Source organism: Polyangiaceae bacterium, from assembly GCA_016715885.1.
Taxonomy (GTDB): domain Bacteria; phylum Myxococcota_A; class Polyangia; order Polyangiales; family Polyangiaceae; genus Polyangium.
On the sequence record JADJXL010000025.1, the window covers coordinates 907,346 to 922,591 of the forward strand.

14 protein-coding genes are annotated in these 15,246 nt (G+C 59.8%); 8 read left to right on the forward strand and 6 right to left on the reverse strand.

What is annotated here, in order from left to right:
- The first annotated feature begins 31 nt into the window (after positions 1-31).
- The gene (locus IPM54_38685) at positions 32-1,003 is read left to right on the forward strand and encodes an aldo/keto reductase (protein MBK9265703.1); all 972 of its coding nucleotides are present in this window, start codon (positions 32-34) and stop codon (positions 1,001-1,003) included.
- Here the strand turns inward: IPM54_38685 and IPM54_38690 are convergent, their stop codons facing one another.
- Positions 1,004-1,825 (reverse strand): mechanosensitive ion channel family protein, encoded by an 822-nt coding sequence (locus IPM54_38690; GenBank protein MBK9265704.1) that lies wholly within the window; start codon positions 1,823-1,825, stop codon positions 1,004-1,006.
- 271 nt (positions 1,826-2,096) lie between these two features.
- Between IPM54_38690 and IPM54_38695 the strand changes: the two genes are divergently transcribed.
- The 4 genes from IPM54_38695 (at position 2,097) to IPM54_38710 (ending at position 6,309) form a co-directional block, all read left to right on the forward strand.
- Positions 2,097-2,657, forward strand: coding sequence for a helix-turn-helix transcriptional regulator (locus IPM54_38695; GenBank protein ID MBK9265705.1), 561 nt, complete (start codon positions 2,097-2,099; stop codon positions 2,655-2,657).
- 360 nt (positions 2,658-3,017) lie between these two features.
- On the forward strand, positions 3,018-4,190 hold the full coding sequence (locus IPM54_38700) for a 6-phosphofructokinase (protein ID MBK9265706.1): 1,173 nt from the start codon (positions 3,018-3,020) through the stop codon (positions 4,188-4,190).
- Between the two features lie 49 nt (positions 4,191-4,239).
- Positions 4,240-5,091, forward strand: coding sequence for an HAD family hydrolase (locus tag IPM54_38705; protein MBK9265707.1), 852 nt, complete (start codon positions 4,240-4,242; stop codon positions 5,089-5,091).
- 45 nt (positions 5,092-5,136) lie between these two features.
- Positions 5,137-6,309 carry a cytochrome P450 gene (locus IPM54_38710; protein ID MBK9265708.1) on the forward strand — a complete coding sequence of 391 codons (1,173 nt, stop codon included), beginning with the start codon at positions 5,137-5,139 and terminating at the stop codon, positions 6,307-6,309.
- A gap of 28 nt (positions 6,310-6,337) precedes the next feature.
- Here IPM54_38710 and IPM54_38715 read toward each other — a convergent pair whose 3' ends face one another.
- From IPM54_38715 to IPM54_38725, 3 genes are all read right to left on the reverse strand, one after another.
- Entirely contained in the window at positions 6,338-6,817 is a 480-nt protein-coding gene (locus tag IPM54_38715) for a cupin domain-containing protein (GenBank protein ID MBK9265709.1), read from the reverse strand.
- The gene (locus tag IPM54_38720; GenBank protein MBK9265710.1) at positions 6,814-7,644 is read right to left on the reverse strand and encodes an iron-containing redox enzyme family protein; all 831 of its coding nucleotides are present in this window, start codon (positions 7,642-7,644) and stop codon (positions 6,814-6,816) included. Before IPM54_38720 ends, IPM54_38715 begins: the two co-directional genes overlap by 4 nt.
- 225 nt (positions 7,645-7,869) lie before the next feature.
- Positions 7,870-8,034, reverse strand: a complete 165-nt coding sequence (locus tag IPM54_38725) for a hypothetical protein (protein MBK9265711.1) — start codon at positions 8,032-8,034, stop codon at positions 7,870-7,872.
- On the opposite strand from IPM54_38725, the gene IPM54_38730 reads away from it, so the two are divergent.
- Both IPM54_38730 and IPM54_38735 read left to right on the forward strand, forming a co-directional pair.
- Positions 8,003-9,103 carry a sigma-54-dependent Fis family transcriptional regulator gene (locus IPM54_38730; protein ID MBK9265712.1) on the forward strand — a complete coding sequence of 367 codons (1,101 nt, stop codon included), beginning with the start codon at positions 8,003-8,005 and terminating at the stop codon, positions 9,101-9,103. The genes IPM54_38725 and IPM54_38730 overlap by 32 nt on opposite strands.
- Before the next feature lie 38 nt (positions 9,104-9,141).
- Positions 9,142-10,161: a DUF4118 domain-containing protein gene (locus tag IPM54_38735; GenBank protein ID MBK9265713.1), complete on the forward strand. Its 1,020-nt coding sequence runs from the start codon at positions 9,142-9,144 to the stop codon at positions 10,159-10,161.
- A 21-nt stretch (positions 10,162-10,182) separates the two neighbouring features.
- Here the strand turns inward: IPM54_38735 and IPM54_38740 are convergent, their stop codons facing one another.
- Positions 10,183-10,881 carry a pirin family protein gene (locus tag IPM54_38740; protein ID MBK9265714.1) on the reverse strand — a complete coding sequence of 233 codons (699 nt, stop codon included), beginning with the start codon at positions 10,879-10,881 and terminating at the stop codon, positions 10,183-10,185.
- Between the two features lie 254 nt (positions 10,882-11,135).
- On the opposite strand from IPM54_38740, the gene IPM54_38745 reads away from it, so the two are divergent.
- Entirely contained in the window at positions 11,136-14,054 is a 2,919-nt protein-coding gene (locus IPM54_38745; protein MBK9265715.1) for a hypothetical protein, read from the forward strand.
- On the opposite strand, the gene IPM54_38750 is transcribed toward IPM54_38745, so the two are convergent.
- Positions 14,046-15,185 carry a ferritin-like domain-containing protein gene (locus IPM54_38750; protein MBK9265716.1) on the reverse strand — a complete coding sequence of 380 codons (1,140 nt, stop codon included), beginning with the start codon at positions 15,183-15,185 and terminating at the stop codon, positions 14,046-14,048. The genes IPM54_38745 and IPM54_38750 overlap by 9 nt on opposite strands.
- Positions 15,186-15,246: the final 61 nt, after the last annotated feature.

A 15,246-nucleotide genomic window follows, 5' to 3' on the forward strand; every position in this document is an offset into this window, starting at 1 on the left:
AACGCCAAAGTGGTCGTGTATCGTGCGCGCCATGCAATACACTCGTCTCGGCCGCACGGCTCTCAAAGTCAGTCGCTTGTGCCTCGGTACCATGAACTTCGGCCCGCACACGACCGAAGAGGATTCGTTCCGCATCATGGACCGCGCGCTCGAGCTTGGTATCAACTTCTTCGACACGGCCAATGTGTACGGTTGGAAGAGGGGCGAAGGCATTACCGAAAACATCATTGGGCGTTGGTTTGCCCAAGGCGGCGGCCGGCGCGAACGCACGGTCATCGCCACGAAAGTGTATGGTACCATGGGTGATTGGCCCAATGAGGGGCACCTGTCGGCGATGCACATTCGTCGCGCTTGCGAGGCGTCGCTCAAGCGCATGCAAACGGATCACATCGAGCTTTACCAGATGCATCACATCGACCGTGATGCGCCATGGGAAGAAGTATGGCAAGCCATGGAGACGCTCGTTTCGCAGGGCAAAGTCACGTACGTCGGTTCGTCCAACTTTGCCGGTTGGCACATTGCGCAAGCCAATGAAGCGGCCAAATCACGGCACTTCATGGGCCTCGTTTGCGAGCAAAGCTTGTACAATCTCATCGATCGCACCATCGAGCTCGAAGTGATTCCCGCGTGTCAATCGTACGGGTTGGGATTGATTCCGTGGAGCCCGCTGAAGGGTGGCATTTTGGGCGGTGCGCTTCAGAAAATGAACGAAGGGCGGCGCACGAGCGAATTTGCGCAGAAGAACGTGGACAAGTACCGCGACAAACTCGAAAAATTCGAGGGTCTTTGTGCAGAAATTGGGCAAAAGCCGGCCGACGTGGCGCTCGCGTGGCTTTTGGCGCAACCGGCCGTGACGGGACCGATCGTTGGACCACGAACGGTCGAACAGCTCGATGAAAACGCTCGCGTGCTGGATTTGAAGCTCAGCGACGATACGCTGAAGAAGCTCGACGAGATCTTTCCGGGGCCCGGTGGCCGAGCCCCGGAAGCGTACGCTTGGTGATCAAGCTGCTTTGTGCTGCTTGACGAGAACCGGATTCATGGGAGCCGGGAAGCCCAATTTGCCAAGCTCGTCATTGATGAGCTTGTTCGTCGCGAAATACACGTCCCAATAATGGTCCGTATGGCAGAACGGCCGTACGGCGAGCACCGGACCCGCTAGCGTGAAGGTGAGCACTTCGACGCAAGGCTCGGGCTTCTTCGATACATTGGGAATCGTCTTGAGTTTTTCTTTGAGCGTCGCAATCGCCTTGTCGACGTCGGCCTCGCCGGAAAGCTGCGCGACGAGCTCGACGCGACGATACGAATTGGCGGAGAAGTTTTTGATGGTATCGGCAAAGACTTTGCCATTGCCAATGAACGTGCGCACGTTGTCGGGGGTATCGATTTCCGTGACGAACAAGCCGACGGCGTTTACCGTACCTTCGACGCCGGCCGCGATGACGTAATCACCCACCTTGAACGGGCGCAGCACGATCATGAAGACGCCCGCTGCCAAGTTCGCGAGAAGGCCGGACCATGCCACACCGACGGCAACACCCAAGGCAGCGAGCAGGCCCGCGAACGTCGTCGTTTCGATGCCGAATACGCTGAGTACGGCCAACATGAGCAGGATGTTCAGCATGACGCTGCACACCGAATTGACGTAACGCGACACGGTGGCGTCGAGCTTTCGATCGCTGAGGCTCTTGTCGAGAATGCCGAGGACTGCGCGGATGACGATGCGCCCGATGATCCACAGCACGAGCGCGCCGAGGATTTTCAAGCCAACGTTCATGCCGATCTGCACAGCAGCGTCGACATATTTCTGAATGGTTTCGTTCATTTGGACCGTCCTGATCCCTCGAGTGCTCGGTGGAAGCAAGGCGCGCGGAGCGGGATCATCACTCATCCGCGCGCGGCGGCATCATCGTGTGTCACGGGCGTATGCGTCAAGACGCGGATGACGAAATATTCGGTTGGTTCAGTGAAAAATTTGTGCGTGTTCGCATGCGCATGTCACCGAGGGTGGATCGAGCGATTCCTTTCGGGTCTGGGTCCGTCGTGGCGACGAGAACTTGCCTGAAAGCGCGTAAAGCGCTCTCATGGCGGGCACGATGGATGCCGATCGTGATCTTGCGGGCACGCTGGCCAAGAACGTCAAGCAACTGCGCGAAGCCCGCGGTATGACGCAGCAGCAGATCGCAAAGCTCGCCAATGTTCCGCGAGCGACGTGGGCGCATCTCGAGTCTGGCGAGGCAAACCCGACACTTTCGGTGCTGCATCGAGTTGCGACGGCGCTTCAAGTTTCGATCGAAGAGCTCTTGAGCGCACCTCGCAGCGTCGTGCGGCATTATACCAAAGGGAGTTTGCCCGTGCGCTCTCCGGGCCAAGCGACGGTGCGCAAGCTCTTGCCCGATGCCATTGCAGGAATGGAAATCGATCGAATCGAGCTTCCTTCGAATGGGCGGATGACGGGCGTACCGCACACGCCTGGGACGCGTGAATATTTGACCGTGGAATCAGGCGAGATGCAGCTCGTCGTCGCCGGCGAAAAGTTTTTGGTGCAGCCTGGGGATGTCGTGGTTTTCCGCGGAGATCAGCGGCATTCGTACCACAATCCAGGGCGTGACATCGCCGTGGGTTATTCGGTCGTGGTTCTGGCCCACGTGGATTGAATGTCGATTTTCATTGGGTCACGTCGACATCGTACGTACCGTAATCGGACGTTGCGGTGCCGGTGATTTTCGTCGTGCCAGGTTTGCGCTCGACTTTCATGGGATCGGCCATCGTCGGCTGGAGCTCGCCGCGGGGGGCGGGGGCGGGCGTGCCCTTCCCCCCGGCCCCCCCCGCCCGTGCGCCGGGGCCCGGGGGCGCCGCGCCCGGCGGCCCGGGGGGGGGGGCGGGGGGTCGGCGGGGGGGTTCAGTACAGCGGGACCGCGCTCCCGGCCCGGAAAATCGCCCGCTACCGTTGACGCAAAGCGCAGGGAATTTCGGTCTTCCCCTCCCCCCCGGTTTCATGCTACGCCCCCGGCCACATGACGAACGTCGTCGAATTTGGCACCCCAGCCGCTCTGCCGCCATCGGATCGGCGGCTTCTGCTCGTCTTCGATGGTGGCGATGCACCTGGCTACGCGTCCGCAGCAGTTGCACTTACGGAAGAAGCCTCGAAGCGTGGATACGAAGTATGGGCCGCTACGGAAGGCTTTCGGTCGCTCACGCTGGATGCGCGCAGTGAGCCGCGTTTCGAGCGGCTGATCGTGAGTCGGCGAGAACGTTATGCGATGTTGGCCAAGGGCATACCTGCGCGCAGCATGGGTCGTCGCGTGCTCGATGCCGGCAGTGATTTTCGCAGTGAGCGCTACTTGGGGTTTCACGAGGTGAAAAACCGCAGAGCCGCGGCGGAGACGCTGCGAGCACAAGGTTTTACGCATGTCATCGGCGTCGGCGGCAATGGCACGTTCGAAGGGCTGAAAGCTCTGCTCGAACACACGTCTCCGCGGCCCACGGCGGGATTCGTCAACGTATCGGTGGACAACGATCTCGCCGGAGATCGCGCCATTGGGTTTCTTTCCGGCGTCGAGGCTGGGGCCACGATTGCCCGAGGTCTGTACGAGGATGCGTACACGCACAAGCGCATTTATCTGCTCGAAATGATGGGCAACCGTAGCGGACGGCACGCGCTTCATTGCGGCGTTGCGGCCCGTGCCCATCTCATCGTTTTGCCATTTTTCCAATTCCCCGGCGTCGTGTTGAAGGAAATTGCGGAAGCCCTGGCGCGCACCGAATATGCGCTCGTTGTCGTCGCCGAGGGGTACGAGCGGGAAAAACGACAAGCCCATTGTCCTGGAGCTTCGGCGTCCGAATTCTTCCGCTTGCAGCTCGAATCCGCGGGCCTCGTCGACACGCCGCAGAAACGCGTCATCGCCGAACCTTTCACGCGATCGATTCGAGGTATTCGCCCGGCATTTCTGGATGTGTCCGCGGCATACCTGAAAGCTTCGCTTTTGTGCGATGCTTTCGAAGAAGGGAAAAGCGAAATCATGCCATTCGTGCTAGCCTCGAACGACGTGGGGGTTCGTCCGTTTCCGATGGTCGTGCGCGAGGATCGCGTCGAGCGGGCTTTTCTGCCTTTGCTCGAACGTTTGCGATTGCCTGGTTTTACGTCATGGATCCGGGAAAACTTCACGAACGAAACAACGAGCCTTTGAGACTGCACCGTTTACATTCATCCAACGCCTGTTCGCAGCAGAGGTCACCTTGAGCACAAAATGCATCATTCTCGATTTTGATGGCACGTTCACCGACGTCGAGCGCGAAGCCGCTCCGTTCGTCGACGCTTTCCGCGCGGCGGTCTTCGACTTGTTGGGTCGCGAGCTTCCTGCGGAGTGGGCCGAGCACGCTGCACGAATCACGGAAAACCCAGGTCGCTATGGTTGGGTACATGAAGGCCGCATTGTCGCGCCGGCAAGCGCAGACCCATACATTCACACGACGACGACTGCACACTTGATGTTCGATGCGGCTGGGGTGCTGAAGGATGGCAAGACGCGGGCGGCCATTTTGCAAGCGCTTTATCACCACGCGTACGAAAATACCCTGACGGCATTTCGTCCTCGCGCGAAGGAAGTTCTCGAGGCCCTTTCGGCATCGGGCATTCCAACGTTCGTCGTGACGAACGCGCGTACGGATGCAGCGCAGAAAAAGCTGCGCACGCTTGGGCCGGCAGGTCTCGATCGAATCGAAGTGCACGGTGATGCGCGCAAGTTTGTCGTGGGCGAACCGGAAACGACCGATGAGCGGTTTTCTCATGTTCCGGAGCAGGTTTCCCTGCCGGGTCTCGAGCGGCCCGTGTATCCGCGCCGCGGTCGATATTACGATGCGCTCGCCGCGATCATGCGTCGCGTGGGAGCGGCCCCCGAAGAGGTTCTCGTGTGCGGGGACATTTACGAGCTCGACTTGTCGCTGCCGCTCGAGCTGGGAATGCAGGTGCACATGGTCACGGGACCCAAGGCGCCTGCGGAACACGAAATTGCCTGGCTCGAGCGTTTCGGTGCGCGAGCGAGTCACGCCAATGACCTCGACGTCATCCTGAAGCGAATTGGACGGTGAATTGTCGGGCGCCCGCAGGGATATGGGAGGGAATCAATGGCACGTCTGAACCTCGTCTCACCGCATGTACGAGCAAATCCCTATCCGTACTACGCAGAATTGCGGGCGCAGGCACCGGTGTGCCAGGTCGATCCAGGGAATTTGTGGGCAGTGAGTCGTTATGTCGACGTCTTGTATGTCCTCAAAAACCCTCTCTTGTTTTCGTCGCAAGGCGGGCGAGAATTGGCAATACGCCCGTGGCTCGAGAGAAATCCCATAGCCGGGTCACTCATCCTCATGGACCCGCCGAAGCACACGGCCACGCGTGCGCTCATCACGCACGCGTTCGGCGTGCGCGTGTTGCCGCGCGTCGAACCGCTCGCGCGTAGGGTTTGTACCGAGTTTGCAGCTCGCATGCCAGGTGCGGGAGTGTTCGATGCATGCGCGGAAATCTCCATTATGCTCCCGGGAAACGTCATTGCCAATTTGCTCGGGCTCGACGACGCATCGATTGAAAAACTTCGTATATGGACCGAAGACCTCGTTTCGGTCAATCCTGGGACGCCTGCCGAAGCGCAACCGCGTATCATTCAGACCGTCACGGAGCTCGAAGCGCACGTACGTCAGATGCTCGCCGATCGCCGGCAAAGTCCGCGCGACGATTTGGCAAGCCAGCTCCTGGAAGCCGAAATCAATGGGCAACGGCTCACGGAAGACGAAGTTGTGAGTTTTTTCTTTTTGCTCGTGACGGCGGGATTCGAAACGACGACGCACTTGATTACGCAGGCACTACGCATATTGGCCATGCACCCCGAGCTCGTGGACCGTTTGCGTGCAGATAAGGCGGCCATCCCGGATTTCATCGAAGAAGTTTTACGCTTCGAACCTTCGACGCACGCACGCATGCGCCTCTCGACTGCCGATACCGAGCTTGCCGGCGTGTTTTTGCCCAAGGGGTCGCTCGTCGTGCCACTTCTTGCGTCGGCCAATCGAGACGAGCGGCAATTCAGCAATCCTGAAGTATTCGACATGGACCGCAAACAGAAGGCATCGCTTGCATTCGGGCATGGCATACACTTCTGCATCGGCGCAACGCTCGCGCGTCTCGAAGCACGCATTGTCCTCGAAGAGCTTCTGCCGCGCATTCGCGGCGTCCGTTTGGTCGGGGAAACGCAATGGAACGCGTCGCTCACCGTGCGTGGACCATCGCGATGCGAAATGGAGCTATTGCCAGCTTGATCGTTCGATTAAGTGAGCAGGAATTTGCTCAACGAGCTTCTTCGCGCACGACGGTTTGTCCGAGTTGCTTCAGCAGGGGCAGGTTCGTCGCGGTGATGTAACGTGCTGATTCTTCGGGATGGGCGAAGTGTTGATGCCAGCACCAGGGCGGTACGTAAATGGCATCGCCCACTTTCCAATCGTATCGTTGCCCCTCCGTAATCGTGTATCCACGGCCGGAGATCACGTAGATGAGCGATTCGTAGGCGTGCCTGTGATTGGACGTGCTTGCGCCCGGATCCAGGTCGCCGATGCTCAGACTCACCGTATTGCTGGGCAAGCGTACGGCGTATACGGGGTGTCCACGTTCGCGTGAAAAATCAGCGGCCGGCGCATCATCGAGTGTCACGTCGCGATGCACGCAATCTGCGCCGGGAATTCGAGACGGAACGGGCGTGAGCGAATCGCGGTTTTGATTCGTATTCGTGAACGATTCGCTGGCAACGCGCGCGGTGTCGGGTGAATTCATGCGAAGGCTCCCTGGGGTGCGACATTCACGACGGGTCTCGTGATGGTCGTCGCGACGGAATCGATTTCGTCCATCATTTCATCGAAAAATGCGGCTCGTGCAACGAGAGCGCGCAAAGCTCCCACCGCGAGCTGCCTTCGGCCATCGGGTGTGGCGGCAATCGATACGGCAATTTCGCGGAGCGTATGCGCGTGGTCGTCGTCCAGAAGTGCGTGCAATTCGAAGAAGACCTTGTCACGCGCCGACATGTTTGGCCAGGCGATATTGATGCCGCGCAAAATTCGGCGATACATGACCGCGACGATGCCCTCGGTGGCAACGCCGAGCGCGCCCACACCTTGCGCCTCGCCCCCATGCATGCACAAATCACGGAACGCTTCGATCCATGCGAGCGTCACTGCGCGCGGCTTTCGACGCAATATCTCTTCCGGTTTCGCCCCGATTGCGCGCAAGAACCGTCGGAATAGCTCCGGATGCGGCGCCCGCGCATGGTCGGGATCGATGCCATTTTTGAGTAGCTCCGCAGCTTCATCCGGCGTCACGTGTCCAACTTCATCAGCCGCATTTCGCACGAGCGCCGCTCGATGCTCGGGAGCCGTCAGATTCGCCATGACCGCCGTCAGGTATCGCGTAAACTGATGGCTGTAATGGTAATATTCGCTGAGCAAGAAACTGACATTGGCTGCCAGATCCGGCATGTTGCCCGTGGCGATGCGCTCGAGCAACACGTGATTTGCTGCACGTGAGCTGAGTGCGTATTCTTGCAAGGAATCAACGAATACCGAAGCTGACGTATCGACTTCCAAAAGACGTTCGACAGAACCCATGTGACGCTCCATCCGCGAAACCCAGTCGTTGGTCGCTTCCGTGTCGAGCAGTTTCGGTGCCAAATGGTCACGCGCACCTTGGGCACTGCATTCCATCGAATATGCAACGTGTATCGATCGCGAGCACGCAACGCGTTACGAGCACTTGCACAGATTCTGATCTGCATCATGATCTGCGATCTTTGCGAGCTGATCAATGTCTGATCAGCAGTTTTTCGGCGCGTGTCAATCCTGCTGCCAAAGAATTGACGACGCTCGATTGAGCTCTGTGCCCACCATCCTTAAAAACAGCACTTTTGCAACGCCGAGCATCGCTCTCGACAGCCGTTCGGAATCCTCGTACACTGCGCCCAGGAACATGGTCTCGTTTGTCGCCGAAAACCAGGCCATGTGCAGGCTTCTCGAGACGGCAGAACGCGTCGCGCAGCACGATCTCCCGGTGCTCATCCTTGGTGAGAGCGGCACGGGCAAGGAACTGCTTGCGCAGCGGATCGTGTCGTCGAGCAACCGAGCGCGGCGGCCGTTCATTCGTGTCAACTGTGCTGCATTGCCTGCAGGACTTGCCGAGGTCGAGCTTTTTGGCCATGCGCATGGGGCATTTACCGGGGCGCACCAAAGTCGCCGGGGAATTTTTGCCGAAGCCGACGGCGGAACTCTGCTGCTCGACGAAGTGGGCGAATTGCCAATCGACGTCCAGGCCAAGCTTTTGCGTGTTTTGCAAAACGGGGAAATACAAACCGTTGGTGGCCGGCGGCCCGGAGAAGGCAATGGCCGCGTCGACGTACGCATCATCGCCTCGACCAACCGGGATCTCGGGGCCGCGGTGGACGCAGGAACGTTCCGCGCTGACTTGCTTTACCGCCTCAGCGTCGTCGTCCTTTATATACCACCGCTCCGCGAACGGCCCGAAGACATCATTCCTTTGGCACGCGAGTTTGCCGCCAATTACGGTCGTAAATTCAATCTTGGACCCATTACGATGACGCCAGCCCTGGCAGCTCGCATCGCGGCTCACCCATGGCCGGGAAATGTCCGCGAGCTCGAAAATGCCATTGCGCGCATGATTGCTCTCAATTCGGCCCCGGTGCTCGATCTTCCGGATTGGGAACGTGCCCAAGCCACTTCGCTTGCGGCCAGATGGAGCCCGGCAACACCAGCCGCGGCGCCGGCTCCTGCGCGTGACGTGCCTTCGGAAACACGCGATATGCCCGCCGATGACAATGGTTTGTCGCTGCGTGAACGAATCGAGCGGGTCGAGCGAGAAATCCTTGCCGATGCGCTCGCGGCCCATGGAGGCAATCAAAGTCGCGTCGCTCGCAGCTTGAACATCAGCCGCGTGACGCTTGCGGCGAAAATTCGCAAATACCAACTTCGCGCCGAAGCCGATACGCGAGAATCGGACGGGGAAGCTCCGCAACCTGGCGGAGTCGCACGTCGTGCAGGCGGTGAACCACAATGATGAGCGATTTCATTAGCTTCCGCGGGCTGAGGGCGCTCGTGATTCGAGACCGGTCGCCGGCACTTCAATACGGCATTGCGCTTGCCATTTTTTCGGCGGCGCTCGTCCTCACGCTGCTGCTCCGGCCATGGATCGTACCAAGCCCCTTTCCATTCTTCTTTTTTGCGACGATGGTCTCCGCATGTTTCGGTGGCATTGGTCCGGGATTCACGTCGACGACGCTTGGTAGCTGGGCCGTTCTGCAATTTTTTCTGCCTTCGTTATTCGAGGCGGATGGCCGGATCAGTCCGAGCACGGTGATCCGGTTCGGCGCGTTTTTCGTCGTATCCTTGCTCATCAGCGTCCTCGGCGCCGCCCTCAGAACGTCGCTCCGTGCGGCCGAAGCCAATCTCGAAGCACTCCGGCGTGCCGAAATCGATCGTGCTGCACTGTTTGCCCGGGAACAAGCTGCCAGGGCCGAAGCCGAAGCGGCGAAAGCTCGGTTTGCTTTTTTGGCCGAAGCAAGCACGCTTCTCGACGCGTCGCTCGATTATCCCACGACGCTCGCCAGCGTGGCATGTTTGGCCGTGCCGCACATTGGGGATTGGTGCATCATCGATACATCCGAACCAAGCGCAGACGGCGCAGAATCGAATGGAGATGCATCGTTTTTCCGGCTCGCAGTGGCTCACGCGGATCCCGCGCAACGGTCGGCCACGCACAAGCTGAAGCTGCGGTATCCGCCGAAATCCGACGATGCCCACGGAGCTCCGCACGTGGCCCGCACGGGAGCTTCCGAATTCGTGGCGGAGGTCTCCGATGCGTGGATCGAGAATTTCTCTAGGGATCCCGAGCACTTGGAGCTACTGAAAGAGCTTGGATTCCGCTCGTACATGTGCGTACCGATTGCTGCACGTGGTCGGATTCTCGGGGCCATTACGTTCGTTCGTGGAAAAACCCATCGTGCCTACGAAGCAGCGGATTTGGCATTGGCCGAGGATCTTGCGCATCGGGCTGCGATGGCCATCGATACGGCGCGACTGTATCACCAGGCGCGGGCTGCGGAGACTGCGGAATAGCGCTCGGCCATCGAATTTGCGTCACGCGAGGTCGAAGAGGAGCACTTCCGCATTCTTTAGACCCGATAAGACGATTTCCGGCTCTCCGCTCACGCCGGCCGCATCCCCGCTGTGAAGCACATGCCCCGACGCATTCACTTCACCACGAACCACATGAATCCATGCGTGACGGGCCGCATCGAGCTTGTACGTCACGGTTTGTCCCGTATCGAGCACCGTTGCAAACACGCTCGCATCTTGATGAATGGTCACGCTGCCATCGCGACCGTCGGAGGAAGCCACGAGCCGCAATTGGTTCTGCTTTTCGCTCGTGGAAAAATGTTTTTGCTCGTAACCTGGCGGAATTCCTTGCTTTTCCGGGACGATCCATATTTGAAGGAAATGCACCTGGTCGGAAGGTGAACCATTGAATTCGCTATGGGTCACGCCCGTTCCTGCGCTCATTCGCTGAACGTCGCCCGGTCGAATCACCGAACCATTGCCCATCGAGTCCTTGTGCTCGAGCGCTCCTTCGATGACATAGGAGATGATCTCCATGTCTCGATGTGGGTGTGTGCCAAACCCCCTACCCGGCTCGACGCGATCTTCGTTGATGACACGAAGGGAACGAAATCCCACATGTTTCGGGTCGAAATACCCGGCAAACGAAAAGGTGTGATAGCTGTCGAGCCAACCGTGATTGGCGTGCCCTCGTTCCTCCGAACGACGCAGCGTGATCATGATGTTCTCCTCGTCATCGGCCGCATACAGCGCGCGTGCTGTCATTTGGCGCTCGGATGGTGCACGATTTTCATGCTGCCTTCAAGAGGTCCGTCGAGCGCCGCGGACGCATGCACGATTACGACGCCTCGGGCGCTGCAGCGCGCGACGGCTCGAACGGAGACGTTGCGTCCCTGCGTCGTCGTGGTTTACGTGACCGGCTTTTCGCTGCCTCGTCGTGGACAAGACCCCTCATTTCGTGTTTCAATACGACCATGAAGAACACGGTCAAACGTAGATTGACGGGACTCGTCCTTTCGTCCGCAGTCCTCACGCTAGGACCATTCGTCGTTGGGTGTGCCGAGGGCGGCACGGTCAATGTCCCTTCCACCGGCAGCGGTGGTAATGGCGGGGGAGACGGTGGTGGCGGGGGCGATGGCGGCGTCGGGGGCGATGGGGGTGATGGTGGGTTTGCTGGTAGCGGTGGGGGAACCGGCAGCGGTGGCGATGCAGGAGCGGGCGGCGGAGCCAACGCGAAGCTAGCCGTGTGCGTGCTGAACGATGGAGGTCCGGCCGATCCTTGTGCAAGCCCTGCGAATTTGTCTTTCGATACCGTGCCGGCCGGCACGCAGCGCATGCGAGCCTTTCGTATCGACAATGAAAGCGATGCCGACGCGATATTTGAGACGGTCACTATACAAGATCCAGATTATTCTGTCGAAACCGTGCGTTACGTCGAGGATCCACCGAATGACCCGAGCCAATGGCTCCGGGTGCCCGTCAATCTGCCTTCGACTCGGCCACCGGGCGGGTCGCTCTATTTTGAAGTCACGTACACGTCGACCGGAATTGCAGAAATGCTCGCACCGACGGAAGCATTGGTTTCCGCGACGGTCGGGGGCGTAGCAATGCCCGACGTCGTCGTTCCCATCGTGGGCGAAGCCGTGGGTTGCGCAGCGGGAACGGCGGCTTGCGACGGCGATCCAAGCAATGGGTGTGATACGAACACGAATACGACGGTCGAGCATTGCGGGGATTGCGGCAACGTTTGCAATCTGCCCAATGCCTCCGCGGCCTGCGAAGCAGGTGCGTGCACGGTCGCGGCGTGCTCGGCGGGATTCGAAGATTGCAATGCAATGGCTGGCGACGGCTGCGAAGTCGATACCACGGCGAACATGAACCATTGCGGCGCGTGTGGCAACGTTTGTGAATTGGCCAATGCCAGCGAAGTTTGCGCCGCGAGCCAATGCTTGATCACCGGGTGCACGGCGCCTTTCCAGAATTGCGACGCCATGAATTCCAATGGTTGCGAAGCGAACGTGGAAACGAGCATCTTGCATTGCGGCGCATGCAATTCACCGTGCTCGCTTCCCAATGCCACCGAAGCCTGCGTCTCGGGCGTTTGCTCGATTGGCATGTGCGACGCGTCGTACGGCGATTGCGACATGATGCCCGGCAACGGCTGCGAGGTGAATACGGACACGAGCGTTTCGCATTGCGGTGGTTGCGGAATGGCGTGCAATTTGCCCAATGCCATGGAAGCTTGCGTCAGCGGAACCTGCTCGATTGGGACATGCGAAACGGGCTTCGACGATTGCGACGGCATGACGCCGACTGGCTGCGAAACGAGCGTCGCGACCGATGTGCTCAATTGCGGCGCGTGCAACAACGATTGCTCCACGCTCATGGTGAATGCGAACGTCGGGTGCACGGCAGGCTCGTGCCAGCTCGTTTCCTGTTTGCCCGGGTATGGCGATGCGGATGGTCAAGCGGCCAATGGCTGCGAGTGCACGTACGTGGGGCCCGATCTGCCAGACGACACGTTCGCCGATACGAATTGCGATGGCATCGATGGAGATGCGAGCGCCGCGGTTTTCGTCGCCATCACGGGCAGCGATGCCAACCCTGGAACGAGGCAGCAGCCCATGTTCACGCTGGCCGGCGCATTGTCCAAAGCGCAGCAGCTCGGCAAAAAACAGGTCTACGTGTCTGCGGGTATCTACGACGGCCGCCTCACGCTCCTCAATGGCATCTCCATTTACGGCGGCTATTCGGCCCAAAACAACTGGGCTCGCAGCCCCGCGAACATCGTGACGATTCAATCGAGCGGGGTCCTCAACGGCCGCGTCACGGCCGTCGAGGGGAAAGACTTGATCACCGCCATGACGCTCGATCGGCTGACGATCAAAACATTCGATACATTGACCATCGGCGCCTCGAATTACGCCATGTATTGCAACAACTGCACCGCGGTCACGTTGCGCAATAGCTCGCTCATCGCCGGCGCGGCAGGACCTGGTTCGGCCGGGACAAACGGAACCGCGGGGGCCCAGGGGAATAATGGAGCAAATGGGAGCCCCGGTGCTTGCGATTCGTCCGGCATTCGCACGGGCGGAACGGGCGGCGGCTCGGCTTGCAGTCGCACGGGCGGTGGCGGGGGCAATGGCGGTGCGCCCGGCACCAATCCGGGTGGCAATGGAGGCCTCGGCACAGGCGGAACCCAAGGCGGATCGGGCGGATCGGGCGGCGATCCTGGGCAAGGCGGCGGCAATGGGAACACTGGCGCGCCCGGTGGCAACGGATCGAATGGAGCCGCCGGCAGCGGTGGTTCCACCACGACAAACTTCTGGGTTGGTAATGGCGGCGGCATTGGCACATCGGGCGCCCACGGCAATGGCGGCGGCGGCGGTGGCGGCGGTGGCGGCCAAGGCGGAGGTTTCGTCATCAACGGTGGAGGAAATGGCGGCGGCGGCGGCGGCGCGGGCGGTTGCGCCGGATCGGGCGGCACGGGAGGCACCGCGGGCGGCGGCTCTTTCGGCCTCTTCCTCGTCAATTCAACCGGAATGATGCTCAGTGGAAACGCGATTACGAGCGGCAAAGGTGGCAATGGTGGAAGCGGCGGCAGCGGCGCCAGTGGCGGCAACGGCGGCGGTGGCGGCAATGGCGCCACGACATGCACGTCGGAAGTCGGCCCCGGCGGCAATGGTGGCGCTGGCGGCAAAGGCGGCAATGGCGGGCACGGAGGCGGCGGCGCCGGCGGACCGTCGTACGCCGTTTATCGCGTGAACAGCGGCGGCGTATCGACCGCCAACAACATTCTCGTCTTCGGAACGGGCGGCGCCGGCGGCACGTCCTCGGGCAATTCCGGCGCCCCGGTTCGACGGGTCAGGTCTTCTGATTTTCGCTCACGCTGAAAGCTCGGACACGAGCTTTTCGGCTGTGAGTTTGTCCGCGGCGAGCCCACCAAAATACTGCATGAGTCCCACTTCCTCGTAGCGCGGCATGATTCGCGGCGACAAGAGCCCAATTTCGCGCAGATTGGGCACGAGCCGGCTGAACATCACCGTGCGGAATTCTCGCATTCCTTTCGACTTGTAGACGACGTCGCGCCATTGCGCTCGCGTCATCTGCCCCTCGAACCATTCCTCGTACACTTCGTACGCGGTGAAACGATTCCGCATGAGCAGCGCGACCTCGAATGCCCAATCCTCGCGCTCCTGCCTTTCGCGTTCGGTGATGTGTTTCGTGAAGTGCTCGCGCAATGCACAAACTCCATAATGCACGTGTCGCGCTTCGTCGCGAATGACCATCCCGAGCAATTCCTTGAGGAGCGGTTCCTTCGTTTGCTTGTACAGCGTACCGAATGCACCGAGCGCCAGGCCCTCGACCATGATCTGCATCCCGAGAAACTTCATGTCCCAACGACCGTCGGTCATCAGCGAATCGATGATCACGAAGAGATTGTCGTTGATTTGGTACATCTTGTTCATTTTCGTATCGAGGTACCGATTGAATACCTCGACGTGGCGCCCTTCATCCATCACTTGCGTGGCGCCATAAAGTTTGCCGTCGAAAAATTGTACCGCTTCGGTCACTTGCGCCGCGGCAAAAAGCGCGCCTTGTTCGCCATGCAAAAATTGGCTCAGCATCCACGTCGCCACGCAATACCCAAGCTTGCGCTGCTCGTCGTCGTTCAGTTTGACGCCCGCGCCCTCCATGGTGTCGAACGAAAAGAAATCGCGCGGCAACAAGTCTCGCTCCGGATTCATCGGATCGACGTCGATATGCCACGGAAGCGAATCACCATCCCATTGACCCGTCTTTGCACGACGATAAAGCTCGGCCATTTCCGGCTGATCGCTCGGATACGTCCAATCGAAATGCGCTTTGTGCGTTGCTTGTACGTCCGTCGGTCGCCCTTGCCTACCACGACGCAGCACCAGCCCCCGAATGCCCGAAGGCCCAAGCGCTCCGAGCACCTTCGGATCCCTGACCGATGTCAAGACCTCGAGCGCCTCGAAGTACGCATCGATTTGCGATTGCATCTTCATCGGCAGAAATCTCGTCAGGTGACTCGTATTGAACATGGCTGCTCTCCTCGAATTG

What these genes read in the sequence shown, in the direction of transcription:
- IPM54_38685 (MBK9265703.1), top strand. Translation starts at nt 32, where the DNA reads ATGCAATACACTCGTCTCGGCCGCACGGCTCTCAAAGTCAGTCGCTTG.
- IPM54_38690 (MBK9265704.1), bottom strand. Translation starts at nt 1,825, where the DNA reads ATGAACGAAACCATTCAGAAATATGTCGACGCTGCTGTGCAGATCGGC.
- IPM54_38695 (MBK9265705.1), top strand. Translation starts at nt 2,097, where the DNA reads ATGGATGCCGATCGTGATCTTGCGGGCACGCTGGCCAAGAACGTCAAG.
- IPM54_38700 (MBK9265706.1), top strand. Translation starts at nt 3,018, where the DNA reads ATGACGAACGTCGTCGAATTTGGCACCCCAGCCGCTCTGCCGCCATCG.
- IPM54_38715 (MBK9265709.1), bottom strand. Translation starts at nt 6,817, where the DNA reads ATGAATTCACCCGACACCGCGCGCGTTGCCAGCGAATCGTTCACGAAT.
- IPM54_38720 (MBK9265710.1), bottom strand. Translation starts at nt 7,644, where the DNA reads ATGGGTTCTGTCGAACGTCTTTTGGAAGTCGATACGTCAGCTTCGGTA.
- IPM54_38730 (MBK9265712.1), top strand. Translation starts at nt 8,003, where the DNA reads ATGGTCTCGTTTGTCGCCGAAAACCAGGCCATGTGCAGGCTTCTCGAG.
- IPM54_38725 (MBK9265711.1), bottom strand. Translation starts at nt 8,034, where the DNA reads ATGGCCTGGTTTTCGGCGACAAACGAGACCATGTTCCTGGGCGCAGTG.
- IPM54_38740 (MBK9265714.1), bottom strand. Translation starts at nt 10,881, where the DNA reads ATGATCACGCTGCGTCGTTCGGAGGAACGAGGGCACGCCAATCACGGT.
- IPM54_38745 (MBK9265715.1), top strand. Translation starts at nt 11,136, where the DNA reads ATGAAGAACACGGTCAAACGTAGATTGACGGGACTCGTCCTTTCGTCC.
- IPM54_38750 (MBK9265716.1), bottom strand. Translation starts at nt 15,185, where the DNA reads ATGCAATCGCAAATCGATGCGTACTTCGAGGCGCTCGAGGTCTTGACA.